The organism is Sorangium sp. KYC3313, from assembly GCF_052075895.1.
GTDB classification, from domain to species: domain Bacteria; phylum Myxococcota_A; class Polyangia; order Polyangiales; family Polyangiaceae; genus Sorangium; species Sorangium cellulosum_B.
In genome coordinates this window covers 9,761,097-9,787,500 of sequence record NZ_CP197255.1, presented here as the reverse complement: position 1 = coordinate 9,787,500, position 26,404 = coordinate 9,761,097, and the positions used below count along the sequence as shown (strand labels likewise).

Genomic DNA, 26,404 nt, shown 5'->3' with positions numbered 1-26,404 from the left:
GAAGGGCCATCGCTCATCGGATAAAAGGTACTCTGGGGATAACAGGCTGATCGCGCCTGAGAGTTCATATCGGCGGCGCGGTTTGGCACCTCGATGTCGGCCCATCGCATCCTGGGGCTGGAGCAGGTCCCAAGGGTTCGGCTGTTCGCCGATTAAAGCGGTACGCGAGCTGGGTTTAAAACGTCGTGAGACAGTTTGGTCCCTATCTGCCGTGGGCGTAGGACACTTGAGAGGAGCTGCCCATAGTACGAGAGGACCTGGGTGGACGTACCTCTGGTGTTCCGGTTGTCCTGCCAAGGGCATAGCCGGGTAGCCATGTACGGAACGGATAACCGCTGAAAGCATCTAAGCGGGAAGCCGGCCTCAAGACTAGGTGTCCCGGGCCGCAAGGCCCCTAAAGACCCCTCGTAGACCACGAGGTTGATAGGCCGGGTGTGGAAGCCGAGCAATCGGCGGAGCTAACCGGTACTAATAGGTCGTGCGGCTTGACCTTGCTCCATGGAACGTGACGAGCCTCGCGCCCGGTGCTCGGGTGTGAGCGGCGCGTCGCAGCGTGCGAGAGACGCTTCAGAAGAGAGCCTGCATGGCGGACGTCATGCGGGCTTTTCTGCTTTTGTCTGCGCCTCGCGGAGCTGGGCCTCGCTCTGCCGGCCGGGGCGCCCGAGGGGCCTCGTTCTTCGCGCGGCGTGCGAGGCGCTCGGTGAGCTGACCGGCCCGAGGAGACCGTGTTCGATGCCCGACGAGACGGGGCTTCCCCGGCTCGAAGGACTGGGGCCCGGGTCCGATGCGCGCCATGGCGCCGAGCGCGGCCGCGCACCGCTTCGTGCTGAGGGGGCAAGTTTTCCACGCCGGTTCCGGATGTACGGCGCGCTGCATGTGCGACTATGGTCGCTAGTCGAGGCGCGAAGCACGATGACGACGCACGTAGAAACCACGCTGCCGGAGGAGCAGCGAGCCGAACCGTCCGCTGATGCATCGGCTGGGCAGGGCGCGGCGGCGGAAGAGGCCGTGGAGCGCTCTCCGTCGCTGCCACGGCAGGCGGTGCGCAGGCTCGCCTCGGTCTGCTTCTGGATCACGATGGCGCTCTGCCTCGCGCTGCTGGCGTGCAAGACGGTGGTGCGCTTCGACCTGACGACGCTCTGGGACGACGCGTACATGTTCCAGCGGTACGCGCACAACATCATCGCCGACCACAGCGTCTCGTGGAACCCCAAGGGGCCGCCGTCCTACGGGCTCACCTCGCTCGCCTTCATCGTCGCCGCCGTGCCGTTCCACCTCATCGCCGGCGGCAACACGAGCCTCGCCGCGATGCTTCAGAGCCTCGTCTGGGGTCCCGTGCTGCTCGTCCTGCTCGCCCTGCTCGTCCTGCGGGCGGCCGGCGACGGCAAGGTCGCGCGCCTGTCCTGCTTCACCCTCGTCGCGTTCTGCGTCGCCCGGTCCACGCTGACCGACCACTTCGTGAGCGGCATGGACACGTCGTTCGGCCTCTGCTTCCTCACCGCGTACCTGCTCCTCACGCTGCGGCTGCTCGGCGCGGCCCGGGTCGCCGGCGGCGTGGCGCTCGGCGCGTTCGGCGGGCTCGCCTTCTCGGTGCGGCCAGAGCTCACGGCCTACGCCGTCCTCGTCCCGCTCGCGCTCGTCGCGCTCGAGCGCGACCGCGACCGCCGGCGCTTCGGGCTCGCCGCCCTCGCCGCGACGGCGGGCGTCGTCGCCTTCCACCTCGTGGCCGCCAAGCTGTACTTCGGCTCGCCCCTCCCGCTCCCGTTCTATGCCAAGTCGACGAACCTCTACGGATCAGGGATCCTCCGCGCCTACCGCGGCCGGCCGACCATCGATCTCGTCGACTGGCTCGAGTTCTTCTGGCCGCTCGTCACCGTCATCGCGCTCGACGTGCTCGTGGGCCTCGGCGCGCGGCAGGCGAGCCCCGGCGCGCCGGCAGGCGAGGGGCGGAGGAGCGGCCCCAGGGCCTTCTGGGCGGCGTCCTCTGCGTTCGACAAAGGGGTCCTCGCCGCGACGCTCCTGTGCCTCGCGTACTCGTGGCTGTTCGTCGTGCCGATCATGGGGTTCTCGCAGCGGTTCTATTACGCGCCGCTGCCAGGCCTCATCTACCTCGCTTGCCGGAGCGCCGCCCGGCTCGCGCAGACGCTCTCCGATTCGATCGGCCAGCCCGCGCCGGCCGCCCTGCCCCTGGCCGGCGTGGCCGCGCTGGCGATCCTCTGGCTCGAGCTGTCGACGCCCCTCGCCGCGGCCGGCAGGGACCTCGCCGGCGCCGTCGCGGCGAGGCGGCTCGGGCATTTCAACATCGTCAAGCACGGCAGCACCTCGGGACCGCTGAAATACTGGTTCGCGATCGATCGCGTCTCGAAGCTCCCCGACGACCTCGTCATCGCCACGACCGAGGTCGGGATGCTCGGCGCGATGAACCTCAACAAGACGATCATCGACATGGCCGGCCTCAATGACCCGCGCTTCGCGCTCGAGCCGTTCTCCGCGGACAGGTTCTTCGAGGCCTACAAGCCCGATCTCATCTACATGCCACACCCTCATTACGTGCAGATGACCGAGGATCTGACGGCTCACCGCGAGATGTCCCGTTATGTCGTCTACTCGAAGGCGAAGCTCAAGACAGCGGAGTTCGGCATCGCCGTCCGGCGCGACAGCCGGTATTTCGATCAATTGCAGCAGATCGTGAAAGAGAAGTTGGGCTCGAAGTGACGTCGCGCGCCGCGCGGTGCGCGCGGTGGGGGACAGCCCGCCCGCCGGCTGGCGACCGTGCATGCCGCCGGCCGCCTCCGGCGAGGCGATCGACGCTCTTCCCGCGATCCGGGTCGTCTGATACCATCGCTCCCGACCGCGGCGCCTGCCGCACTGGAGCATGACGTGAACTGTCCGAAATGCACCGCCTCGATGGATGTCGTCACCTTCGGCGGGATCGACGTCGACCGGTGCACGGCGTGCGGCGGGATCTGGTTCGACAGCCGCGAGAAGGAGTCCCTCAAGGCCATGGCGGGCTCCCAGCAGATCGACACCGGCGACCCCTCGGTAGGGCGGAAGAACAACCAGATCCGGCGGGTGCCGTGCCCCCGCTGCTCGACGCCGATGGTGCGCATGGTCGACCCGGAGCAGTCGCACATCTGGTACGAGAACTGCAGCGTCTGCGGCGGCGTCTACTTCGATGCCGGCGAGTTCCGCGATTACAAGGAGCACACGCTGAGCGACTTCTTCCGGGACCTGTTCGCGCGCCCGCGCAGCTGACGGCGTGCCCGCGCCCGGAGCCGCGGACACGGGCTCTCCTCCGCCGTGCAGCTCAGCCTCGAGGAACCCGCCCGGCTGCCCCTGGGGGCGCGCTCGAGCAGGGGACCCCGGGCCCGGGCTCCTCGGCGGCTGAGCCCTCGCGGGCCTCGGGGAACGTCGCCAGGAGCTCGCCGGCGCGGAAGACCCACAGGGTGCCGGGCGTCGCCTTGCGCCAGAGCTCGTCGCGCGTGAGCGGCTCGGTGGCCACGACCGCCATGCGCGCGTCGGGGCCGATGCCGTGGAGGTCGTTGAAATTCACCTTGAGATCCGCGTCCACGAGCGTGGCCTCGCCGAACGGGGCCTGGCGCAGGATGCAGGACAGGTGGTCGCCGCAGCGGGCGAAGAGGTGCTCGCCGTCCGCGAACAGGAAGTTGAAGACGCCATCGGCGCCGAGCTCGTTCCCGAGCTCGTACAGCGTGCGCCCCAGCTCCCGTCCGTCGGCCGGGTAGCTCGCGCCGTACGCGCTCCGGATCGCCTCGAGGAGGACGCAGAACGCGTGCTCGCTGTCGGTGTCGCCGACCGGCGTCTCGAGGTGGAGCTTCCGATCCCTGACCGTGGGCAAGGTGCCGTTGTGGGCGAACACGATGTGCCGGCGGTGGAGGACCCGCATGAAAGGGTGCGTGTTCTTCAGGGCCGCTCCCCCGCGCGTCATCTTGCGCACGTGCGCGATGGCGAGGGCCGTGTGGATCGGGTTCTCGCGGATGAACCGCGCGAGCGGGCTCGAGAAGGCCGGGTGAGGCTCGAGGAACGTCCGCGCGAACAGCCCATCGTACAGCGAGACGCCCCAGCCGTCCGCGTGCGGCCCCGTCTGCCCGCCGCGGAGCGCGAGCCCCGTGAACGAGAACACGATGTCCGTCGGCACGTTCGACACCATGCCAAGCAGCTCACACATGACGGGCACCCTCCCGCGGCGCGCGCGCGCCATCGACGATCACGAGCCCCGTGACCCCGCCTCCCGCGGAGACGTTGCTGACCTCCGAGGCGGAGAGCCGCACCATGGCGCCCTCCATGCGCATGGTGAAGGTGGGGAGCGGACCCTCCACGCCGCGGGCGAAGACGAAGGGGCAAAGGTCGAAGTAGACCTGCTCTTCCTCCACGGCGCCGCCGCGGAACGTCGGCATGCGCGCGGTGCGCGGGCGGCGCCGCTCCTGCACGATACAGGGCCGATCCGCGGCGGTCCGGACGGCCTCCCTCCACGCCGCCGGCGTCGCCGTCCACCCGAGCAGCACGCCTTTGCCGCCGTACTCGTCGTTCGGCTTCAGCGCGAAGCTCTCCTGCTCTCCGAGGAGGAGCTCGACGAGATCCACCTCCCGGCCCCGCCACGCGGCGCGGCCGGCGGTCACCCGGCGCGTCCAGGGGACGTGCTCCGCGATGGCCGCGCGCTGCTCGGGCGTGAACAGGCCCGAGAACATGGGGTTGCTCAGCACGGCGAACGCCGCCTTCTTGTTGAGGGGCCTGATCCGGAACGAGTTCGCCACGTACGCCGCGCGATCGCAGTAGGCGCGGATCAAGGGGTGATTCAGGCCGCGCCGCGCGACGAGCTCCTGCGTGATCACGCGCCGGTAGACGAGATCGATCCGCTCCCCGCCCGCTCCGAGGCGGCGGCCGTCGTACGTGAGCTCGTCCGGATCGACGATCCTTGTCCGGTGCCCCTCGGCCGAGAACAGGTCGGCGAGCACCCTGAGCTCGGCCGAGGTGTCCACCGTGGCCCAGTCGACGATGGCTATCGCGGGCGGCGCCTCGCGCCCGCCCCACGCGGCGTAGCCCTCGCGCAGGGCGCCGAGGAGCGCCCGGTGCGGCGCCGGCGTGCGGAGGCCATGCCCGTCCCAGAGCGGCGCGAGGTGGGGGAGCGCCATCAGCGTCCGCTCGACGAGGATCTGGTCGGTGAGGCCGGCGGGGGAGTCGGCGTTGTACTCGATGAAGGAGAAGCCGCCGTCGGTGATCAGCATGTCGAGGCGCCCGACCGTGTGGAGCGGCCCCGGGCCCGGCACGATGGCCGCGAGGGCGCGCTCGTCCGCGGAGAGCCCGACCTCCTCGGCCAGGAAGTCGTCCCGGATCGCGCGCTGCGCGACCCTCTCCAGCGCGGAGGCGATCTGCTCGGCCGCGGGGGCGATCGCGGCGAGGTCGTGCTCGGCGATGAGGTACGGCCGCAGGTGGCGGCACAGCGGGCGCGCGCCGTGGACCAGCCCGAGCCGCCGCTGGGCCTCGAGGAACGCCTCGAACCGCGCCGCATCCATCGCCCCCGGCGCGGTGAGCCGGGCGTCGAGCTGCTCCGCGAGGGAGCTCGTGGCGTCCTGGCTCATTGGCGACCTCATGTCGCGCCCGCGCGCGGTGTCCCCCAGGCGTGCACGGGCTCGCCGGAGTCGACCTCGGCCATGTAGCGCTCCAGCATCTTTCTCAGCGCCTCCTCGCGCGACGCGGAGCCCATCTCCAGCGCCGAGAGCGCGCGGAGCTGCCATGTGGCGCCGGTGATGCCTCTGGCGACCCGCGCCTCGAAGATCCGGAGATAACGGCGGGCCTCGTCCCCGTCGACCCCCGCGGTCACGAGCCCCTCCTCGACCCGCGGCAAGAGCGAGAGGAGGAGATCGCGCGCCCGGACGCACCTCGGCGCGGCCCCCGGTACGGCCGGCCAGACGAGCTCGGCGTCGAGGCCGTAGTGCGCCGCATGGTAGAAGTTCCTCACGGCGAGCTCGAAGGGGAACGACGGCAGGAGCTCTCCGATGGAGGGCGCGAGCGCGAGGACGCCTCCGAGCAGGAAGCTCCCGTTCGCGAGCATGTCATCGAGCGTGGGCCCGGACGGCAAGGCGCGAAGCTCGATCCGCAAGTGGCCGTCGCCGGCCGGATCGTACACCGGTCGATTCCAGTTCCAGACGGTGCCGTGGTGCAGGCGGAGCTCGTGGAGCTGCGGTATCCCGCCGGCCCGCGCGCAGCCGACGACGTCCTCGTCGCCGCACACGGGGAGGATGGGCTCGTGCAGCGCGACGCTCTCCATGAAGAGCTCCGCCGCGCCGTCGCGCACCCAGCCGGTCCCGAAGCCGATGCGGGCCGGCATCTTCCAGTCCGCGCCGGGCGCCGGCGGGCGATCGTCGCCGGCCTGCTTGAACACCGCCACCCGCGTCTCGTGCCACAGCCGGTGGCCGAGGAAGGTGGGCGAGTTGCACGCGGCCGCGAGCGCGGGCGCGGTCATCATCATGGCGGCGTTGAACAGCCGCGCGAAGGCGTCGGGCGTGGCCCGGAGGTGGATCTGAAAGGCGGTGTTCGCCGCCTCCATCGCGGGGTCGTCCGACGTGAGCTCCAGCGGCTCGGCGCCGTCGATCCGGATATGGAAGGGCGCCCTGCGCAGCCTGCAGAGCCCCGCGGCGAGCGCCCGATACCGGGGCAGGTTCGTGATCGTCGCAGGGCTGAAGTCGCGCCGCTGGAACGTCGGCAGGATGCTGACCGGTACCACGCGCGCGCCCCGCGCCGCCGCGCGCTCGCGGATCGCCTCGACGGTCGCGCGCATCTGCTCGCGCAGCGCCGAGAGCGGCCTGCCGGCGAGCGGCACCGGCTGGGTGCTGAGCTCGATGTCGAACGCGCCCATCTCCGGCGTGATCATCGGGCTCGCCGCGGCGCGCGCGATCTCCGCCCCGAGCGGCACGGGGCGCGCCTCGCGATCGACGAGGAACATCTCGAGCTCGGCGCCGATCGTCGCTTCCCCGTGGCCGAACCCCGGCCGGGCGAGCACCGTCTCCAGCGCCGCGAGGTTCTGCTGGAGCCGCGTCTTGAAGAGCCGATAATCGACCGTCTTGAAGTGGTCTTGCTGGATCTCGATGCCCAAGGGACCTCCCGCTGCGATCCCGGCGAGGGGCTGTCCTCCAGCACGGCGAGCGCCGTGGGCTCCAGGAGAGCTCACCGCCGGGATCGCGATGTTCCCGCGCCCTACGCGCCGCGCAATGCAAGCGCAGGGCCACGGACGGCGGTCTCGACATGAAGGAGGCCGGAGACCGCAGCCCGCAGGCGTCGAGCTCGATCGGTGTGGCGCGGATGCAGCCTGTGGCAAAACGCGCCGTGGGGGCCGTGGGGGCCGTGGGAAGGGGTCCCCTGAGTTTCGTGCAGGTATCGGGCAGGTTTCATCCCGGGCGCCGGCTCATCGATCGACGTGCGGGACGCGCTCGACCACACACGCGCCCGCCTTGCAGCGAGCGACCGAGTCCTCCTTCGGCGCCATGCACTTGGCGACGGGGCAGCTCTCGGCGGCGCAGCTCGCGGCGCGCCATTTCTGGAGCTCCGCGAGCGCGTCGCGGTGGAACGCCTGGTCGCACGGTGGGCACAGCTGGTCGCAGCACTGCCCGGCCCGCGCGCAGGACGCCACGCAGTCGGCGTCGGCCTCGCACCGAGGCTCCGACGTTGCAGCGCGCGGTTCGCCGGCCGCCGGCGGGGGCTGCGCCGCGGGCGAGGTCTCCGCCCCCGGCGGGGCCTGCGACGCGGGCGGAGCCTCGACCCCTGGCGGGGCCTGCGGCGCGGGTTCCTTGGTACAGGCGGCGAGGCAGGCGAGGCCAGCGAGCACGAGCGAGCGAGAGGGCAGCAGCGATGTCTTCATGCCGGCCATGATGGCACGGGGCGAGCCCGCGGCGCGCGCGGCGAAGGCCGATCCAGTTGTTCTTTTTGCGACTTCGCGACTTTAACGCCGCGCGGCTCCGTTCATCGGTCAGGCGCAGGGAGCGCGTCGTCCGGACGAGGAGCGAGACGCCGCGCCGCTGCTCGAGCTCCTGCACCCGCGCGCTGAGCGTCGCCTTGCGCGCCCGCATCGCGCGGGCAGCCGCGGTGAACCCATCTCTGGATCTAGAATTCAGCCATCAGCCCTATCGACGGGTAGACGATGAAGCTGTCGAGATCGAGCGCGACCGCCCGCTGACCGAGCACAGTGAGCTCACCGCTCGAGAAGATCTCCGCCATCGTCAGCTCGAAGCCGAAGAATACGTGTTTATAGCCGAGCGCGACGCCGGCCTGGCCGCCCAGATAGAACCCGGTGCCGGAGAACGACGCGAGCTCGCGCTCTCCCGCGTAGCCCGTGAAGGCGGGCAGGTCGAGGACGAGCGACGTGTCGAAGGTCGTGAACATCAGGCGAGGGCCGCCCCAGACCCGGTACCACGTGCCGGCCTTCCCGATCTGGATGGGCAGATCGACCTGCCATCGCGTGAAGTCCTCCAGCTCGACGATGCCCAGGATGCTCCCGACGGGGAACTCCATCACGTAGCGCCCGACGCCGGCGCCGGCCGTCAGATCGACGCCGTGCTCGTCGCTCTTCAGGAGCTGGTAGCGGGTGCCCAGGCGGAACGCGCTGCCGGTCGTGCGGAGGTTGAGCTCCCAGCGGTCGAGCGCGGTGTAGCCGATGCCGAAGTGCGGCGTGACCGAGGGCGGGTTCAACGCGAGCGCGCCGCCCGCCTCGAAGAGCGCCTGCCGCTCGGCCTCGGACAGCTCCCGCGACTCCGCGACGTCCGCCAGCGCGACGCCGGCGTCCACCATCGACGCGAGCGTGCCGGTCGGGATCGAGACGTCGAGCCCGAGCTCGGCCTGGACATGGCTTTTCTTGGCCACATGGGCTGGCTGGAACGTGGAGAGCGCCGGGGCGCAGCCGCAGGTCCACAGCGCGACCAAGGCGAGGGTGCGAGGAAGCATCGGCCGATCACGCTATCATGACCGCGCTCTCGAGGCGCGCGCGTCGACGAGGGCGCGCCGGTCCCGGACACCGGCCTCTATCTGTACGATGACGACGAGATCCGCGCGGTGGTACGGACGGGGACGGTCATCCCAGGTCGGGGCATTCTGACCGGTCGTCGCGCGGCAGGCCGGCTCTCACAGGCGTCCAGGCGGGCGGGTCGCTGGCAGGAAAGGATTGCTGACAGGCCTCGTCCACGACATCACCCGCGGGCACGGCCGGCGCGACCCGCGCCGCGGCTCGCCTCGCGCGCGGCTCCTTGGCCGGGCGCGCCTCGTCGCCTGGCTCTCTCGAGCCACTCCGGATCGTCCGCGCCTGCGCGTGTCCCATCGTGTGTCCTCCGGCGACAGACATTGCGCCTTGCGGCCGCGATGGCAAGCTCCCACACCACACTGGCGATCTCGGACGACCGAGCAGGTCGCTGCTGGCGGAGGGCCGCGCTCGACGCGACGTGACGGCGCGGCGATCGAGCGGAGGCGCTCGCGGGAAGAGCCCACGATGGACAAGGCGAACCAGCTGTTCCGAATCGGGATTTCAGGGTCCTACGGTGGCATGAACCTCGGCGACGAGGCCATCCTCGATGGCATCGTCACGCAGCTCCGGGGGTCGATGCCAGCGGAGATCACCGTGTTCTCGCTGTGCCCGGAGGACACGATGATGCGCCACCAGGTGGAGCGCGTCGTCCCCGTTCGTGACCTCACACGAATGGAATCGACCGCCGAGATCGAGCGCCTGGATCTCTTCGTCCTCGGCGGGGGAGGCATCCTGTACGATCGGGACGCGCCGGTCTATCTGAGAGAGGTGCTCATCGCGGAGGAGCGCGGCGTCCCCGTCGTGATCTACGCCGTGAGCGCCGGGCCGCTGTCGGACCCGAGCGCGAAGCAAGCCGTACGGGCGGCGCTGAACGCCGCGGACATCGTCACCGTACGAGACAAGCAGGGACGTCGCCTCCTCGAGGAGGTGGGGGTGAATCGCGAGATCCGCCTCACGGCCGATCCGGCCCTGCTGCTGCGCGAGGAGGCGCTGCCCATCGAGGCCATCCGGGCCGAGGGGGTCGAGTTCGAGCGGCACCTCGTCGGCTTCTCCGTCAGGGAGCCGGGCCCGGCGGCGCCCCACATCGACCCCGACGAGTACTATAGCCTGCTCGCCAACGCCGCCGACTTCGTCGTCGAGCGCCTCGACGCGGACGTCGTGTTCGTGTCCATGGAACGGACGGACGTGCAGCACAGCCACGCGGTCGTGGCCCACATGAAGAACGCCGAGCGGGCAGAGGTCCTGAGGCGCCGGTACACGCCGCAGCAGATCCTCAGCCTCGTCGGGCACCTCGAGTTCGTGGTGGGCATGCGCCTCCACTTCCTGATCTTCTCGGCGCTCCGCGAGACCCCGTTCGTCGCGCTGCCCTACGCGTCCAAGGTCGCGGGGTTCATCGAGGACCTCGAGATGGAGACCCCGCCCCTCGGGAGCATCAGCTCCGGGCAGCTCATCGCCAGGCTCGATCGCTCGTGGGACACGCGTCACGAGATCCGCGCGAAGATCCGGCGGCTGCTCCCTGGCCTGAAGGCCAGGGCGAGGGAGACCAACCAGCTCGTCCTCGAGCTCCTCGCGCGGCGCGCTCCGGCGGCGCAGCCCGAGCGGAAGAGCGCGTGAGCGCGATGGACGTGATCCGGACCGACGTCGCCGTCATCGGCGGAGAGCTCGGCGGCTGCGCGGCTGCGCTCGCGGCGGCACGGACGGGCCGCCGCGTCGTCCTGACGGAGGAGACCCGCTGGCTCGGGGGCCAGCTGACGAACCAGGCGGTCCCTCCGGACGAGCACCCGTGGATCGAGGACATCGGGGCGACCCGGAGCTACCGCGCGCTGCGCCAGGGGATCCGCGAGTATTACCGCAGGCATCTACCGCTCACCGCGTCGGCCAGGGCGCTCCCGCAGCTCAACCCCGGCAACGGCTGGGTCAGCCGCCTGTGCCACGATCCGCGGGTCGCGGTGGCGGTCCTGCACGAGATGATCGCGCCGTATCGGCTCAACGGGCGCCTCCTCACGCTCCATGCTCACCGGCCCATCTCGGCGTGGACCCACGGCGACCGGGTGACCGGCGTCGTGGTCCGAGGGCTGGAATCGGGGCGCGACGTCCTCCTCGTGGCGGACCTCTTCATCGACGCCACGCCTCATGGCGAGCTCCTCTCGCTCGCGGGCGTGGAGCACGCGCTCGGGGCGGAGTCGCGCGCGGAGACCGGAGAGCCGCACGCCCCCGAGCGCGCGGATCCGAGGGTCCAGCAGGCGATCACCGTCTGCTTCGCGATCGAGCACCACCCTGGAGAGGACCATGTCATCGACAGGCCCCGTCAGTACGAGCGCTGGCGCTCGCTCGAGCCGCCCGGCTGGCCGGGTCGGCTGCTGGACTGGACAGCGGTTCGACCCGAGACACTCGAGCCCCTGACCCGAGGTCTGTTCGCCGCGGAAGACCGGCATCCCTGGTGGACCTTCCGGCGGATCCTCGACAGGACGGTCTTCGAAGCGGGGTTCGCGCCGAGCGACATCACCATCGTGAACTGGCCTCAGAACGACTATTGGTTCGGGCCCGTCTGCGGCGTCGACGAGGTGGAGGCCGCGCGGCACCGGGAGGAGGCGCGGGACCTCAGCCTGAGCCTTCTGTACTGGATGCAGACCGAGGCGCCTCGCCCGGACGGCGGGGTCGGATATCCCGGCTTGCGCCTCCGGGGGGACGTGGTCGGCGGCACGGTCGACGGCCTCGCGCCAGCGCCCTACATCCGCGAGTCCCGCCGGATCCGGGCCGAGCTCACGGTGCTCGAGCAGCACATCGCGTATCCGCTCCGGCCCGACGGCCCCGCGATGTTCGAGGAGAGCGTCGGGATCGGGTGTTATCGCATCGATCTGCACCCGCGCGTCGGGGGCCCAGGGTACCTCGATCTCGGCTGCTGGCCGTTCCAGATACCGCTGGGTGCGCTCATTCCGGTGCGGGTGGAGAACCTGTTGCCGGGCGGGAAGAACCTTGGCGTCACGCACATCACGAACGGCGCCTACCGGGTCCACCCTGTGGAGTGGAGCGTCGGCGAGGCGGCGGGGCTGCTCGCGACGTTCTGCCTGGAGCGCCGCGTGCTGCCGCGGCAGGTGCGCGCCCGGAGCTCGCTCCGCGAAGAGCTCCAGGCGCTCCTGGTCCGCGAGGGCATCGAGCTGGCCTGGCCGGCGCTGAGGCCGGTCTGAGCCAGCGCCGGGCCACGGCGTGTGTCGGCGAGACGACCGCGCTACGACGAACGGGGGAGCTTGACGCGGAACGTGGTGCCCTCCTCCTGCGTGCTCGTGGCCTGGATGGAGCCTCCGTGCGCGTCGACGATCGATTTGACGATGAAGAGCCCGAGCCCGAGCCCTTTCGAGCGCTGTACGACCCGCTGGCTCTGCTCGCCCCGGCGAAACGGATCGAAGAGGACGGGCAGCATCTCCGGCGGGATCGGGGGCCCGCGGTTCGTCACCTCGATCACGACGACATTCTTGTGCCCGCGCAGCTCCACCTGCACCGGCTCCTCCGGCGGGCTGTAGTCGACGGCGTTGCCGATCAGGTTCGACAGGAGCTGCTCTATCCGGCCCGGATCCCACTTGCCCCGCCCGTCGCCGTGGGCCGTGAAGCGGATGGTGTGCTCCGGGTGGGCGAGCTCGATCTCCTCGGCCACGCGCTGGCAAATCGCGCGGAGGTCGACGAGCTCCGGTTCGACCGGAAGACCCCGGTGGGAGCGGATGCGCGTCAGATCGAGCAGCTCCCCGACCATCCGCACCGCCCTCTCGTTGCTCGCAGCGATGCGCTGGGCGAGCCTCGCCACGGCGGTCGTGACGTCCTCGCGCTTGAGCAGGGTGGCGGTGGCGAACCGGATGGCCGAGAGCGGGTTGCGCAGGTCATGCCCGAGGACCGCGATGAACAGCTCGTGGAGCGTGACGTCACGGCGGAGATCGGCCGAGCTCGCGCGCTCGTACTCGACGGCCGCGGTGATCATCACCTCGTCGAGCGCCGAGTGCACGAGCTGGGCCTCCGCGCCGCCGAGCACCACCCCTTCCCGCGCGCACAGGTCAACGATCACGGCGCGAAGGACGCCGAGCTCGCGCAGCTCCTCCGCGAGGGTGTAGCCCTCGGCGATGCGATGCGAGACGTGCACCTTGGCGGACTCCGAGCTGCCGATCTCCGTGCCGCTGGCTCTCTCCGGCGCGCCCGGCTGCGCGCTCTGCGCGAGTGAGTCGATGAGGTCGTCGAGGAGCTTCGGCGTGTAATCTCTCAGCTCGTCATCGGTGAGCTCACAGGTCCGTGGGATCTTCGGTTCACTCCGCAGGCGCGCTATCCACAGGCGTATGATCTCCTCGCTTCGCTCACGGAGCAGGACCGTGATGCGCGACAACGTGTGGCTCACGTGCGCTCTCCCCCCCATCGACGTCGACGCGCTTCGTCATTCGGCGCGGCGCAGTCGGCCATTGTCATGGATCCCGCAAGGCCCCCCAGGAGAAACACGAGCCGGACGGAGCCAGGTAGCCGAGGTGGGAGTCGTCGGCGAAAGACGGCCTCCGCGGCGCTGAGGCTGCCCGTGTCGACGTGCTCTGAGGCAGGAAGATTCCAGGCAAGGAGGCAGAGGACGCTGCGTCGGTCCTGGCCGCGCGCTCCACCCTGGCACGCGCGGCGTGCGTGCCCGATACTCCGCGCATGCGCCCCGGGGACCTGTTCGCAGGTCGCTTCGAGCTCGATCGCGTCGCAGGATCCGGGGGAATGGGCGCGGTCTATCGGGCCATCGACCGCGAGACCGGGGAGCCCGTCGCCCTCAAGGTGGGGCTGCACACGGACGCCGCGCAGACCGAGCAGGCCGAGCGGTTCCGCCGGGAGGCGCGGGTCCTCGCGGGGCTCCACCACCCCGCCATCGCGCGGCACGTCGCCCACGGCGTCACCGCCGAGGGCCGGCAGTACCTGGTCATGGAGTGGCTCGACGGCGAGGATCTCGCGGCGCGGCTCCGGCGGGGGCCGCTGGGCCTCGACGAGAGCCTCGCGCTCGCCGCGCGCGCCGCCGAGGCGCTCGGCGCCGTGCACCTGCGCGGGGTGGTCCACCGGGACGTCAAGCCGGCGAACCTCTTCCTGCCGGGCGGCGACGTCGCGGCGGTGAAGATCCTCGACTTCGGGATCGCGCGGGCCCCCGACGTCACGTACACCCTGACCAACCCCGACGCCCCCGTGGGGACGCCCGCCTACATGGCGCCGGAGCAGGTCCGCGGCGAGCCCGACATCGACGCGCGCGCCGACCTGTACGCGCTCGGGTGCGTGCTGTTCGAGTGCCTCGCCGGGCGGCCGCCGTTCGGGGGGGTGCACGTCGTCGCGCTGCTCACCAAGGTGCTCTTCGAGCAGGCGCCCCGCCTCCGCGAGCTGTGGCCCGGCGCGCCCCCGGCGCTCGACGCGCTGCTCTCGCGCCTCCTGGGCAAGGATCGGCGGCTGCGGCCCGGGGACGCGCTCGCGGTCGCGGCGGAGCTGCGCGCACCGGAGATCCGCGAGGCGAGCGCGGCGCCCCTTGCGCCGTCGGTCGGCCTCACGACGGCCGAGCGGCGGCTGGTCAGCGTGGTGCTGGCGGCGCGCCGGGCCGAGCCGGCGCACCCGCCGCAGCCGGCGCAGGCCGTGTCCAGCGAGGCGAGCACGGCGCCGGCGCGCGGCCTGACCCATCAGCGGCGCTGGCCGCTCGCCCTCCTCCAGGCGATCCGGAGGACCGTCGACCTGCACGGCGCGCGCGTGGAGCTGCTCCGGGACGGATCGATCGCGGCCCTGCTCACGGGGGCCGAGGCGCCCACGGATCTCGCGGCGAGCGCGGCCCGGTGCGCCCTCTCGCTCAAGGCGCTGCTCCAGGCCTCCGACGTGGCGCTCGCGACGGGCTGGGAGGTCGTGGACGGGACCCAGCCGCTCGGGCCCGTGATCGACCGCGCCGTCGCGAGCCTCACGGCCGCGGAGCGGGGCGCAGGGGAGGCGCTCCGGCCGATCGCGATCGACGCGATGACCGCGTCCCTCCTCGGCCCGCGCTTCGAGGTGGCGCACGGCGAGCGCGGGGCGGCGCTGCTCGGCGAGCAGGAGCCGCTGGAGGAGGCGCGCGCGCTGCTCGGCAAGCCGACGCCGTTCATGGGGCGGAGCAGCGAGCTGCGCTGGCTCGAGCTCCTCTTCGACCAGTGCGCCTCGGAGCCGTGCGCCCAGGCGGCGCTCGTGATCGGCGCGGCCGGCGTGGGCAAGTCGCGGCTCCGCATCGAGCTCGCGCGCAGGGTGCTCGGCCGCGAGGCGCCGCCCCAGATCTGGACGGCGCAGGGCGACGCGGTGCGGGCCGGGGCGCCGCTCGGGCTGCTCGCCCAGGTGGTGCGGCGCGCGGCCCAGATCGCGGAGGGCGAGCCGCAGGAGCGCGGCCGGGAGAAGCTCGCCGCGCGCGTCGCGCGATCCGTGGACGCCGCGGAGCAGGCGCGGGTGACGGAGTTTCTGGGCGAGGTGATCGGCGCGCCGTTCCCGGACGCGGATCGGCGCGAGCTGCGCGCCGCCCGGCAGAGCCCGATGCTCATGGCCGACCAGGTGCGGCGCGCCTGGCTCACCTTCCTGGAGGCGGAGTGCCGCGCCGGGCCGGTGCTCCTGGTGCTCGAGGACCTGCACTGGGGCGACCTGCCGACCGTGCAGCTCGTGGACGCGGCGCTCGGGCAGCTCCGGTCGAGCCCGCTCCTGGTGCTGGGGCTCGGGCGGCCCGACGTGGACGAGGTGTTCCCGGGGCTGTGGGCCGAGCGGGGAGCGACCGCGATGCGGCTCGGGGCGCTGCCGGCCCTCGCGTGCGAGCGGCTGGTGCGCGCGGCGCTCGGGGAGCAGGCGCCCGCGGAGCAGGTGGAGGGGCTCGTGCGGCGCGCGGCGGGGCACCCGTTCCTGCTGGAGGAGATGCTGCGCGTGGCGGCCGAGGGCGCCGACGGCGCCGTGGGCCGCGACGCGGGCGAGGCGCCCGAGACCGCGCTCGCCATGGTGCAGGCGCGCCTCGAGGGGCTCGATCTGGAGGCGCGCCGGGCGCTGCGCGCCGGGAGCTTGCTGGGCGAGGTGTTCTGGTGGGGCGCGGTCGCCCGGCTGCTCGGGGTGGACCGGGACGACGCCGCGCTCGCGGGCTGCCTGCTCGCGCTGGAGCGGCAGGAGTGGATCGCGCGGCGGCCCGCGTCCCGGTTCCCGGGCGAGGTGGAGTACGCGTTCCGGCACGGGCTCGTGCGCGACGCGGCGTACAGGATGCTCACCGAGGCGGATCAGCGGCTCGGGCACAGGCTCACCTCCGAGTGGCTGGAGCGCGCGGGGGAGCGGGACGCGCTGGCCCTGGCCGGGCACTGCGAGCGCGGCGGCGAACCCGAGCGGGCCGTGCGGTGGCTCTGCGCCGCGGCGGAGGAGGCGCTCCGCGGCAACGACCTCGCGGCCGCGCTCGCGCGCGCGGAGCGGGGCGTGGCCTCCGGGGCCAGCGGGCGGGATCTCGGCGCCCTGCGCCTGGTCCAGGCCGAGGCGCACCTGTGGCGCGGCGAGCTGTCGGCCTCCGAGGCGCGCGCGACGGAGGCGGTCGCGCTGCTCGAGCCGGGCTCGGGCGCATGGTACCGCGCGCTCACCGCGGCGCTGATCAGCGCCAGCAAGCAGGGCGGCGTCGAGCGCGCCGGGGCGTGGGCCGCGCGGCTCGCGGCGACGGCGCCCGCCGAGGGGGCGCTGAGCGCGGTGGTGCTCTGCCTCTCCGGGTGCGCGGCGGAGCTCATGCTCGCCAACCAGCACGCGACCGCCGACGCGCTGCTCGAGCAGACCCTGCGCCTCGCGGGGGAGCCTCCGGCCGTCGACGACGAGGCGGTCGGGGGGCTGCACCAGACCGTCGCGTTCCGCGCCGCGCTCGCGGGCGATCACGCCGCCGCGGTGGACGCCCTGGAGGTGGCGGCCGGGGCGTTCGGGCGCGCCGGCGACCGCCGACAGGCCTGCTCTGTCCAGCTGAACATGGGCTTCATCCTCACCGAGCTCGGCGCGCTCGAGCGCGCGGAGCAGCTGCTGCGCGCGGCCGTCGCCGAGGCGACACGGATGGATCTGCACGAGGTGCTCGCGACCGCGCGCCAGAACCTGGCGCACGCCCTCCTCCCGGCGGGCCAGATCGACGAGGCCCGCGCGCTGCTCGAGCAGGCCATCGACGCGTCGCGCCGGCAGGGCAACCGGCGCATGGAGGGGCTCTCGCGCGCGTACCTCGCCCGGGCGGCGCTGCTGTCGGGCGACGGCGAGGCCGCCGCGCGCGAGGCGGGCGCGGCGGCGGCGCTGCTCGACGTGGCGCCGCTCCTGCGCGCGGTGGCGCTGGCCCTCCTCGCGCGCGCCCGGATGGGAGGGGGGCCCGAGGGCGCGGCCGAGGCGCTCATCCACGCGCAGGAGGCGTTCCGCCTCATCGAGGACGCGGGGATGGCCGAGGAGGGAGAGTCGCTGATCCGCCTGACCTACGCCGAGGCCTTGCGCGCCGCCGGCGAGCGCGAGCGCGCCGCGCAGATCATCGACGCGGCGTGCGCGCGGCTCCTCGAGCGCGCCGCGAAGATCGGCAGGCCGGCGTTGCGGCAGAGCTTCCTGGAGAGCATCCCCGAGAACGCCCGGACGCTCGCGCTCGCCGAGGCGTGGGCTCTGGAGCGCCGTTGGGCTGTCGCCTGAGCGCCGCGTTCCCCAGGGACCTTGAGCAGATTCTCGGCTAAGCAAGCTCCGAGAGCTCGACCTGGCGGACCGCCGGCGCCGCCGTCCTGGAGGGCTCCTCCCTGCGGCGCGGGCGCATCAGGGCGTCGAGCTGCTCGGTGAAGAAGGTGTTCTCCGCCGGAAGGCCGACGGTCACGCGGAAGTAGTCGTCGTATCGCTCGTCGCCGAACGGCTCGAAGGCCTTCACCTTCACGCCTCGGGCGAGCAGCGCGTCGTGGATCTTCGCCCCGGACCAGGCCCCGCGCGCGCGGCACAGGATGAAATTGGTCTGTGACGGATAGGCCTCCAGCGCGCGATGCGCTCCGATGGCCGCCATCAGCCTGGCCCGCTCCCTCGCTGTCTGGTGCCGGACGAACCCGAGGTGTCCGCCGTCCTGGAGCGACGCCATCGCGAGCTCTGCGGCCAGCTGCCCGACGCGGTGCGGCGTCATCTTGGCCTCCATCTGCGCCACCACCGTCGCGTCTCCCATGGCGTACCCCACGCGCACCGACGCGAGCCCGTAGGCGAAGGAGAAGCTGCGCAGCACCATCAGGTTGGGGTGGCGCAGCACCAGGTCTGCCATCCGGGTGTTCGGGCTCTCCTCGAGGTAGTGCACGTACGCTTCGTCGATGAAGAAGAGGGAGTCCGGGAACCGGGTGAGCAGCGGACCGAGCTCCTGCCTCGTGATGAGGACGTTGCCCGTGGGGTTGTTGGGGTTGCAGAGGTAAACCAGGCCGTCCTGCCGCGAGAGGCGCGACTCGAGCATTCCCACGTCGAGCGCGAAGCCGTTCTCCGGATGGAGCGGGAGCAGCTCGCATCGCAGCCCCACGCGGACCGCGGACGCAGGCACCTTGGAGTAGGTGAGCCGGGGGGTGATGATGGGATATGCCGTACGCTTCAGCAAATGGCGCAGCGTTCGCATCGCCGAACGCTTGATCTCGCGCTCGATCAGGAACGGGATGCAGGTCTTGAGCAGCGGGCCGCTCCCGTTGGCGACCAGCACGTTCTCCGGCCTGACGCCCGCGTCGGCGGCGAGCGCGCGCCGGAGATCTCCGTTGTCCCCGGCCGGGTAGCTCCGCAGGGAGATGTTGCCGGCGTGGCGCCGCAGGACGTCCGCGCACCGCTCGGAGCAGTAGGTGCCGTGGTTCAGCGCCATGTCGATGGGCGGCGCGCCGGCCCGGCGATTCGGGGCGTCGGACGCGTTGCTCGCTGTCGTTCGAGGCTGCATGGAGCGCTCCTCTCGTGGTGTTCAACCAGCATCAACCAGGCGATTCGTCCCCGTGATTCAGGAGGCCACCTTCGCTGGCCAGTTGCAAGAAGGAAGAGCGAGAGGCGCGGCCCCAGAACTTGTGTGCGGAGGCGTGCGACCAGGGTGAGGATGGGCCGCGGTGCGAGCTCGGCTTACGGAGCAGTCGTTGTCCCCCCGCAGGCGCTCGTGGGGCACCCTGTTCGCGCCTTCGTCCCGTGCGGCGCCCGCACAAATCCACAGCGTGCCGGCGGATAACCCGACTGGGCGAGCCCTGCCGCCGCGCGGGCGCTCACGGACCGATCGCCGCCCCGACTGTCGCGTTCCCGACTGTCCCGGTCGTCGCCTTGACGCCCGGGCTTTGCCGCACGACCTTCCAGTGGCAATAGCACAGGTACGGCGAGCTGACGCGACACTCGAACCTGTCAATGCAGTACTGAGAGAGCCCCCAGCAGTCTGACGACAGCGTTCCACCCTCGCACGTGCAGCTTCCGTCTTCGCTGCACCACCAACTCAGCGAACCGGTGCCCCCGCCGTTGTTCACGAGCGCCTCTGTCACGGCGCTCGTCTCCTCCGGAGCGGTCGTTTCGTCGGGGGCCACGACGCAGCCGGCCAGGAGGCCGGAGGCAAGCGACAGGATGGCGAGCGCGGCGCGAATGGTGTTCTTCATCTGAGCAGCTCCTTGTGAGGGTTCGCTGTTCCCTCAGAGCAAGGCAGGTGCCCGCGCATCAAACCCCCCGCTTCTTCGGGCTATTCCTCGGAGGCGTGCGTGGGCATGTTGCGTGAAACCTCGCTCACTTGCGCGCGTGGTTGAGCGAAACCTCGCTCACTTGCGCGCGTAGTTGCGCATCGCGGGTGGCATCCTGAGGATGCCGCCGGCGCTCCGCCGGTCCCGGGCTGCGGTCGCGAGCTCGGGCCCCGTGGCGCGCGGCGTTGCTTGAAGGACCGCGAGCCTCGGGGGGCCAGCACGAGCGTGCTCGCCTCGTGCCGCACGCGAGCCCCGCCGGGTCGGCCAGCCGCGCGTGAGCAGGAGGTCCTTCACCGAGACAGGCACCCCGTCCAGGCGCCCCACCGGCTCGCCTCGAGCCCAGCGCGCCTCGGACGCCCGCGCGGCCTCCAGGGCCCGCTCCTCGTCGAGGAGCGCGAACGCGTTCAGCGCGGCTCCGTGGCGCTCCACATGGGCGAGGACGGCGCGGAGCGCCTCGACGGGGGAAGCGCTCCGGGATCGATAGAGCGCGAGGAGCTCGACGGCGGTGGCCCGCACGAGCGAGGTGGGCGGCATGCGTCCATTATAACGGATGTATCGTCCTGTATAACGGATGCGCGCGTTCGCCGTCGTGTTCCCGCCATGGTCTTTGTCGTGTAGACAGGTCGTGCATCACAGCCGACTGCCACGCCGGGCGCGGGTGGCGTCTCCGGAGAGAGGATCCCATGTCTGATGCGCAAGGAGAACGGCGGGCTGAGGCGGCTGCGGAGTCCGCCTGGCGGAGCCTCTATGTCCTCGGTGCGGTCGCCGCGCTCGTCGCGCTGGCGGGGACACTCGCTGATGTCGTGCTCACGATGATTCCGGGGTGGGAAGCCTCGACCGTGCCGGTCACCGTCGAGCAATGGTTCACCCAGCTCCATCAAGAACCATGGCTGGGTTTGCGCAACCTCGACCTCCTGAACGTCACGGTGTCTCTTGTCGGGCTCCCTTTGTACGTTGCCCTGTACGGGGCTCATCGAAGCGCGAGCCCGGGCTGCGCGGCCCTCGCGCTGGTCGTCGTGACCCTCGGGACAGCCGTCTTCACCGCCAATAACGCGGCGCTGCCCATGCTCGAGCTCAGCCGCGACTACGCGGTCGCATCCACGGAAGCACAGCGGGTTGCGCTCCGGGGGGCCGGCGAGGCCCTGCTCGCCAAGGGGGCACACGGGAGCATGGGCGCGTTCGTGGGCTTTTTCCTCTCGAGCGTTGGCACGCTGTTCATGACCGTCGCAATGTTCAAGGGGAGGCTGTTCGGTCGTGTGGCGCCGTACACGGGGATGCTCGGCATCTCGCTCTTGCTCGTCTACATCGCCGGCGCCACATTCGCGTCGGAGTCGAGCCGCATGCTCATGGCGATCGCCATGCCTGGCGGGCTCCTCATGATCGCGTGGAACCTGACGGTCGCGCGGAGACTGCTGCAGCTGGGCCACGCAGCGAACGACTGAGAGCGACGAACACGACGGGGCCGAGCCATGCGGCCGAGGGGAAACCGCGCCCATCGAGGTGCTCGCTCGGCGGCGTTGTCCCCCGACGAGCTCGCTTCGTTCAGGAGCCCGATCAGCCCGGATCGCCGCCACGCTGACACAGCGCCGATCCAGGGACGAAATTCGGGAATGAAGCTGTACCAGGATGGGTCGACGCGAACGCGACGAGGTGGTAGACGTGCGAGCTCCAGGAGTGCAACATGGCGCCGACACGTACGCGAAAAGTGAGTCTCTGCGGCAAGGAGCTGCACGGCCTGAAGCACATCTGCGCGTTCTTCGATTCGCGCAAGGAAATGTACGACGTCCTCAATCCGTACTTCCGGGAAGGGATCGATGTCGGCGACGAGGTGGTGACCATCTTCGAGTCGAGCGCCCATGACGACCATGTGGATCGAATGCAAAAGGGCGGCGTGCCCGTGCAGGATGCGATCCGGCGTGGCCAGCTCAAGGTCGTGCCTTCCGAGCAGACGTACATCCAGGACAACGTGTTCGTCGCCGACCGCATGTACTCGATCCTCGAGGGCGTGCTCGAGGGCGCTGCCGAAGGCGAGTTCAAGTCCGTTCGCACCTGCGGCGACATGGAATGGGCGCTGAAGAACCTGCCGGGCACCGAGGACCTGATGGTCTACGAAGCAAAGTTGAACACGCTGGCGCCCAGGCACGACTGCACGCTTCTTTGCTGCTACGACGTCAATCGCTTCAGCGGCCGGGTGATCGCCGATGTGCTCGCCACGCATTCGCACGTGATCATCGGCGGACACGTGCACGAGAATCCGTACTACCTCGACCCGGTGACGTTCCTGAGGAAGCTGGCGTTGCGGCGCGCGCCTGTGGCTCTCGCGAACGCGGGCTGACCCTCTTCGCCGCCCGCTCCGCGTGGTATACCGCCGGGCGTGGGACGCTTCGATCATCTCGCCACCACGCCCGCGCGCGGCGCGGCCGACGTCCTCAAGTGGAAGCTCGGCGCCCGCGAGAAGGCCGTCGCCGACGGCTTCGTCACGCCGCACCGCGCGTACGACCGCTCGCTCGTCGAGAGCGGCCGCGCCTCGCTCACGTGGATCGGCCACGCGTCGTTCCTGCTGGTGCTGGGCGGCCTGCGCATCCTGATCGATCCCATCCTCGCGACAGGCCTCGGCACCACGAAGCGGCTCGCCCCGGCGGGCATCCCGCTCGAGGACCTCACCGAGATCGATCTGGTGCTGATCACGCACAACCACCGCGATCACCTCGACACGCCGACGCTGTCGCGCATCCTCGCGGCGCACGCCGTGCACCCGGGCAAGCTTGGCAAGAAGAGCGCGCCGCTCCGGCCCCGCTTCGTGGTGCCGCAGGGCAACGGCGCGCTCCTCGCGAAGCTGGGCGCGGGCGCGATCGACGAGCTCGCGTGGTGGCAGTCCGTCCACGTCGGCCAGGTCGAGATCACGCTCGTGCCCGCGCGGCACTGGTCGATGCGCATGCCCTGGGACAGGAACGAGGCGCTCTGGGGAGGCTTCGTGATCCGCGGCCCCGAGGGCGCCGCGTACCACTCGGGCGACACCGGCTTCTTCGACGGCTTCGCCGAGATCGGCGAGCGAAGCGGCGGCTCCATCGACTGGGCCATGTTGCCCATCGGCGCCTACGCCCCGCGCTGGTTCATGGAGCCGCAGCACATGGGCCCGGAAGAGGCCGTGCAGGCGTCCGAGCTGCTCGGCGCGCGCACCTTCGTCGCGATGCACTGGGGCACGTACAAGCTCACCGACGAGCCGATCGGCGAGCCGCCGGTCCGCGCGCGCGAGGCCTTCCTGAAGCGCCGAGGCGACATGGAGCGCCTCTGGATCCTCGACGTCGGCGAGACCCGCGGGCTCTGACCGGTCAGGTCGAGGTAGGCCACGGTCCGCGGGTCGAGCACGCGGAAGGTGTCGTGCCCCTTCGGCGACAGGTTGACGTGCCCGCCGCTGCCCGAGGGGGCGGAGGCCACGAAGAAGAGGCGCTGCTCGGCCAGGAAGCCGATGAGGTCGTCGTCCAGCTCGGAGAAGGTTCGTCCCATGGATCCTCGTGGGCGGCGGGTACGCGCCGGGGCGCTTCAGGGCGCTGTGCTGCGCGAGACGGCGCAGCGCCACGGCGTGCTGCGGCGTCACTCCACAGCCTGCGGGGCTCGGTCACGGGATTGGGAACCCGCGGAGCGGCGCGGCACTGCCGTTGCCGCGCCGCGATCGGCCGCCAGCTACGTGATGAGCGGACCTCGACACCAGTCAGCGCGGCCGACAGACGTCACGTTCATGCCGATCGCCCGGGCAATGCTGACATAAACGTCGTTGTGATTGCGCCCACCGGCGTCGAGCAGGCGCCCGGTCGTCCAAGCACCTCCACAGCTGCCGGCAACCACGAAAGGTGCGTGTTGGGGCGGGTGGTCGGTCTCGGCGAAGTTCTGGCCGGAGCCCAACTGGCTGCTGCCGTTCTGGGTGCAAAGAACCGCTGCGGTGTTGTCGAGCACCGAGAACTCGCCGTCGGAAAGGCCTTTCAGCTTTTCGATGAAATAGCGGAACTCTCCCGCAAAATAGGCCTGGAGCCGAGTGATTTGTTGTCCAGGAGCACCGTCCGGATCGCCGTGTGAGATGGAGTGCCAGGCTGAGATATCGATGTCACCGAGCTTGACGGCTTCGTTGTTTTCGCCGCCGCCCCACATCATGGTCGCCACGCGAGTGATGTTGCAGGCGAAGGCCATCGCCATGATGTCGAGATACAGCCGGCTGTGCTCCGGCATGTCGTTCATCATGGTGTCCTTGCTGAGCAGCGTCGACGCGATCTGCTTGCACGAGCCCTCTGTGGGGATGCTGCCGCCGACATCGCGCTCGAGCGTGCGCAGCGACTCGAGGTAGAAGTCCATCTTGGCGCCTTCCTCCGGCCCGAGCCGCCCGCGGAAGGACCGGACATCGTCCTTGATGAAGTCGAGCACGCTCTGACGGCGGAGCAGCGCCTGCTCGGCGGCGTTCGGCGTGTTCATGGGCGTGCCGCCCCCGCTGATGCGGTTGGCGATGCGCTGATACGCAGCCAGCGGGTTCTTCACGCTGGGGATGAAGTTCCCATCGACCTGAGACAGTCCGGGGATGACGCCGCCGTCGCCGGACGTCTGACCGACCGCGATCTCCAGCGATGCCAGGGGGGTCGTGTCCTTGAGGAACCTGGCGAACTCCTGGTCGATGCTGGTCCGCGCGCCGAGGCCGAACACCGAATACGACGCCGAGCGGTGCGCGTTACCGCCGTCGCGTTTGAGCGTCAGGTTCTTGAACACCAGGATGTCGTCGCGCACCGCTTCGAGCGGCGCCATGTGCGGCTTGAGCACGAAATTTCTTTCGCCGCCGGTCGGCTCCGATTGATACTGAGAGCCATTTGCGTAGCCGAACATGGCGACGCGCGTGACTCGCGGAACGGTTTGTGCGTAGAGGTTGTCGGCCAGCCCAGAACAGAAGAGCGTCCCGTAACCGAGGCCACGAAGCATCGTACGCCGGGAAAATTTTACGTTGCGCATGGCGAACTCCTAGTTCCTCCGGTCGATGAAGCTGGGCGACGCGATCACGCCCAGCACCAATTGATCAATCGCGTGCTGTGAGCGCGCAAATTCGTCCACGAGGCGCTCCTTCTCACAGGCGTCGAGCTCCGGCAAGTCGTATCCTGAAGAGTAGGCGGCGAACTGCTGTGCGAAGCAGCTGTAGACATCCGGCTTTTGCGCCAACTCGTCCACAAGCTCCACGAAGTTGGAAAACGCGATTCCGGGAAGCGCATTCTCCTCGCTCGGCAGCGGCAGACTGCCGCTTGCATCGATCGGCTGCTCGTGATCCGTCGTCCTGTAGCGACCGATAGCATCGTAGTTCTCGAGCGCAAACCCGATTCCATCGAACAGATCGTGACAGACGGCGCAGCCCGGACTCGCATGAACGCCGAGTCTTTGCCGACCCGTGGCGTCCTCCGGGGCAAAACGGCCGGGATTCGGAACACCGCCGGGCGGCAGCGGCACGCGGTGGCATAGGACCTCTGCGCGGACGTAGGCGCCGCGCCCGACGAGGCCCGTATCTTGGCTGTGCGCGTGGCCCCAGAGAAACGGCAGCGAGGTGAAGATGCCTCGGCGTTCCGTCGGATTGAGCTCGCGACGCACCATGGCGTCGCCGGTCACCCCGCTCAAACCGTAGAGCGGAGCGGTGCGCTCGTTCACGAACGCGTACGTGCCCATGAACAGCGAGTCGAAGCGACGATCCGCTCCCTCGTCGAAGAGTACGCTGTTCGTGAGCAGGCGCAACTCTTCCTTCAAATCGGCGGTGAACTCGGGCGCTAACTCGGGCGTTACCATCGGAAAGACGCTGGCCTCTTTCACCGAAGTCGAGAGATTCTCGAGCTCCAGCCACTGCTCGAAGAAGTGGTTCATGGCCGGCGCCGCCTTGTCGCGCGCCTCGAACATGCGCTTGGCCTGGGCCAAGAGCACTGTACGGTCGCGCAGCTCCCCTTGATCCGCGAGCGCGGTGAGCTCAGCATCCGGCGCGCTATCCCAGAGCAGGTACGAGAGCGCCGAAGCGACCTCGTGGTCCGTCAGCGCCGTCACCGCTCCGGTATCCTTCACCGTGCCGAGCTCCGTGCGGTGCAGGCTGTTCGGCGACATGAACAGCGCCTGCACGACGCTCTTGACGCCTCCGGCAGCACCTTCGCCCTGCGCGGCGGTCTTGGCGAAGAGCGCGCTCAAGGAGGTGACTTCAGTCGTCGAGAGCGGGCGGCGCCAGAGCTTTTGCCCCGTTTCGGTGACGAAACCGTCCAGGCAAGGGCCAGGCGCCAAGCTGTCGACGTCGCAGGCGATCCCAAACTTGTCGGGGTTCTGGAGCGCGTGCGCTCCGAGCTCTTCACCGACGGCGAAATATACGTCCGCGAGGAGCGGCGCGATTCGCAGGTCTGAGGCCTGGTTGGCGAAGCCGTCGAGCCTGGCCTCGCTCGGCAGGTTCGCAAGCGCTGCCGGCTGGACGTCGAACTCGTCGCGCAAGGTGTTGGCAAGCTGGGTGTTGGTCAACCGCCAGATGCGCGGTTTGGCCAGCGCAGGGGTGGCGCCACACTCGGCCGCCGGCGGCGTCTCGGTCGCCGGCGCCGCCTCGCCCTCGACTCCCAAGACGCCCGTGCACCCGCTGGCCACGACGACCGCGAGCGGCGCCGCAAGGCCAAACGAGCGGCTCATGAGTGAACGTAGTACACCGATTCGTTTTGCGATTGGCATGGAA

General features: G+C 70.7%; 19 protein-coding genes, 1 rRNA gene and 1 pseudogene (1 of these 21 running past the window's edge). 9 read left to right on the top strand and 12 right to left on the bottom strand.

All coding sequences use genetic code 11. The features are described 5' to 3' along the window. From ACSRUE_RS37075 to ACSRUE_RS37065, 3 genes are all read left to right on the top strand, one after another. Positions 1-493 (top strand): 23S ribosomal RNA (locus ACSRUE_RS37075) (it extends 2,514 nt beyond the left edge of the window). A 419-nt stretch (positions 494-912) separates the two neighbouring features. Then, on the top strand, positions 913-2,715 hold the full coding sequence (locus tag ACSRUE_RS37070) for a hypothetical protein (protein ID WP_441287693.1): 1,803 nt from the start codon (positions 913-915) through the stop codon (positions 2,713-2,715). Between the two features lie 165 nt (positions 2,716-2,880). Then, positions 2,881-3,255, top strand: a complete 375-nt coding sequence (locus tag ACSRUE_RS37065) for a TFIIB-type zinc ribbon-containing protein (RefSeq protein ID WP_080598842.1) — start codon at positions 2,881-2,883, stop codon at positions 3,253-3,255. Positions 3,256-3,307: 52 nt separating this feature from the next. Here ACSRUE_RS37065 and ACSRUE_RS37060 read toward each other — a convergent pair whose 3' ends face one another. From ACSRUE_RS37060 to ACSRUE_RS37035, 6 genes and pseudogenes are all read right to left on the bottom strand, one after another. Next, the gene (locus ACSRUE_RS37060; RefSeq protein ID WP_441287692.1) at positions 3,308-4,186 is read right to left on the bottom strand and encodes a class II glutamine amidotransferase; all 879 of its coding nucleotides are present in this window, start codon (positions 4,184-4,186) and stop codon (positions 3,308-3,310) included. Beyond that, on the bottom strand, positions 4,179-5,597 hold the full coding sequence (locus tag ACSRUE_RS37055; protein ID WP_441287691.1) for a hypothetical protein: 1,419 nt from the start codon (positions 5,595-5,597) through the stop codon (positions 4,179-4,181). Before ACSRUE_RS37055 ends, ACSRUE_RS37060 begins: the two co-directional genes overlap by 8 nt. An 8-nt stretch (positions 5,598-5,605) precedes the next feature. Next, a complete protein-coding gene (locus ACSRUE_RS37050) occupies positions 5,606-7,111 on the bottom strand; it encodes a hypothetical protein (protein ID WP_437768861.1) in 1,506 nt (501 codons plus the stop codon). Between the two features lie 309 nt (positions 7,112-7,420). Beyond that, entirely contained in the window at positions 7,421-7,873 is a 453-nt protein-coding gene (locus ACSRUE_RS37045) for a hypothetical protein (protein WP_441287690.1), read from the bottom strand. Between the two features lie 160 nt (positions 7,874-8,033). Next, positions 8,034-8,081 (bottom strand): annotated as a pseudogene (locus ACSRUE_RS37040) (hypothetical protein); the annotation flags it as partial. 34 nt (positions 8,082-8,115) lie between these two features. After that, entirely contained in the window at positions 8,116-8,952 is an 837-nt protein-coding gene (locus tag ACSRUE_RS37035; protein ID WP_441287689.1) for a hypothetical protein, read from the bottom strand. A gap of 538 nt (positions 8,953-9,490) precedes the next feature. Between ACSRUE_RS37035 and ACSRUE_RS37030 the strand changes: the two genes are divergently transcribed. Next, positions 9,491-10,639 carry a polysaccharide pyruvyl transferase family protein gene (locus ACSRUE_RS37030; protein WP_437768858.1) on the top strand — a complete coding sequence of 383 codons (1,149 nt, stop codon included), beginning with the start codon at positions 9,491-9,493 and terminating at the stop codon, positions 10,637-10,639. A 5-nt stretch (positions 10,640-10,644) separates the two neighbouring features. Further along, positions 10,645-12,213 (top strand): FAD-dependent oxidoreductase, encoded by a 1,569-nt coding sequence (locus tag ACSRUE_RS37025; RefSeq protein WP_441293167.1) that lies wholly within the window; start codon positions 10,645-10,647, stop codon positions 12,211-12,213. 41 nt (positions 12,214-12,254) lie between these two features. Here the strand turns inward: ACSRUE_RS37025 and ACSRUE_RS37020 are convergent, their stop codons facing one another. Further along, entirely contained in the window at positions 12,255-13,403 is a 1,149-nt protein-coding gene (locus tag ACSRUE_RS37020) for an ATP-binding protein (protein ID WP_441287688.1), read from the bottom strand. Positions 13,404-13,690: 287 nt separating this feature from the next. Between ACSRUE_RS37020 and ACSRUE_RS37015 the strand changes: the two genes are divergently transcribed. Continuing rightward, positions 13,691-17,677, top strand: a complete 3,987-nt coding sequence (locus ACSRUE_RS37015; protein WP_441287687.1) for a serine/threonine-protein kinase — start codon at positions 13,691-13,693, stop codon at positions 17,675-17,677. A 37-nt stretch (positions 17,678-17,714) separates the two neighbouring features. On the opposite strand, the gene ACSRUE_RS37010 is transcribed toward ACSRUE_RS37015, so the two are convergent. The 3 genes from ACSRUE_RS37010 to ACSRUE_RS37000 all read right to left on the bottom strand — a co-directional run bounded on the left by ACSRUE_RS37010 (position 17,715) and on the right by ACSRUE_RS37000 (position 20,223). After that, a complete protein-coding gene (locus ACSRUE_RS37010; RefSeq protein WP_441287686.1) occupies positions 17,715-18,923 on the bottom strand; it encodes a pyridoxal phosphate-dependent aminotransferase in 1,209 nt (402 codons plus the stop codon). A gap of 310 nt (positions 18,924-19,233) precedes the next feature. After that, positions 19,234-19,611, bottom strand: a complete 378-nt coding sequence (locus ACSRUE_RS37005) for a hypothetical protein (RefSeq protein WP_441287685.1) — start codon at positions 19,609-19,611, stop codon at positions 19,234-19,236. Between the two features lie 156 nt (positions 19,612-19,767). Next, positions 19,768-20,223, bottom strand: a complete 456-nt coding sequence (locus ACSRUE_RS37000) for an amidase family protein (RefSeq protein WP_441287684.1) — start codon at positions 20,221-20,223, stop codon at positions 19,768-19,770. Positions 20,224-20,372: 149 nt separating this feature from the next. Here ACSRUE_RS37000 and ACSRUE_RS36995 point away from each other — a divergent pair, with 149 nt between their 5' ends. From ACSRUE_RS36995 to ACSRUE_RS36985, 3 genes are all read left to right on the top strand, one after another. Further along, positions 20,373-21,131, top strand: coding sequence for a hypothetical protein (locus ACSRUE_RS36995; RefSeq protein WP_441287683.1), 759 nt, complete (start codon positions 20,373-20,375; stop codon positions 21,129-21,131). Positions 21,132-21,370: 239 nt separating this feature from the next. Then, complete coding sequence (locus ACSRUE_RS36990) at positions 21,371-22,024, top strand: MEDS domain-containing protein (RefSeq protein ID WP_441287682.1); 654 nt, start codon at positions 21,371-21,373, stop codon at positions 22,022-22,024. A gap of 39 nt (positions 22,025-22,063) precedes the next feature. Then, positions 22,064-23,017: an MBL fold metallo-hydrolase gene (locus tag ACSRUE_RS36985; RefSeq protein ID WP_441287681.1), complete on the top strand. Its 954-nt coding sequence runs from the start codon at positions 22,064-22,066 to the stop codon at positions 23,015-23,017. A gap of 356 nt (positions 23,018-23,373) precedes the next feature. Here the strand turns inward: ACSRUE_RS36985 and ACSRUE_RS36980 are convergent, their stop codons facing one another. After that, complete coding sequence (locus ACSRUE_RS36980) at positions 23,374-24,678, bottom strand: DUF1552 domain-containing protein (protein ID WP_441287680.1); 1,305 nt, start codon at positions 24,676-24,678, stop codon at positions 23,374-23,376. A 9-nt stretch (positions 24,679-24,687) separates the two neighbouring features. Next, positions 24,688-26,361: a DUF1592 domain-containing protein gene (locus tag ACSRUE_RS36975; protein ID WP_437768839.1), complete on the bottom strand. Its 1,674-nt coding sequence runs from the start codon at positions 26,359-26,361 to the stop codon at positions 24,688-24,690. Between the last annotated feature and the right edge of the window lie 43 nt (positions 26,362-26,404).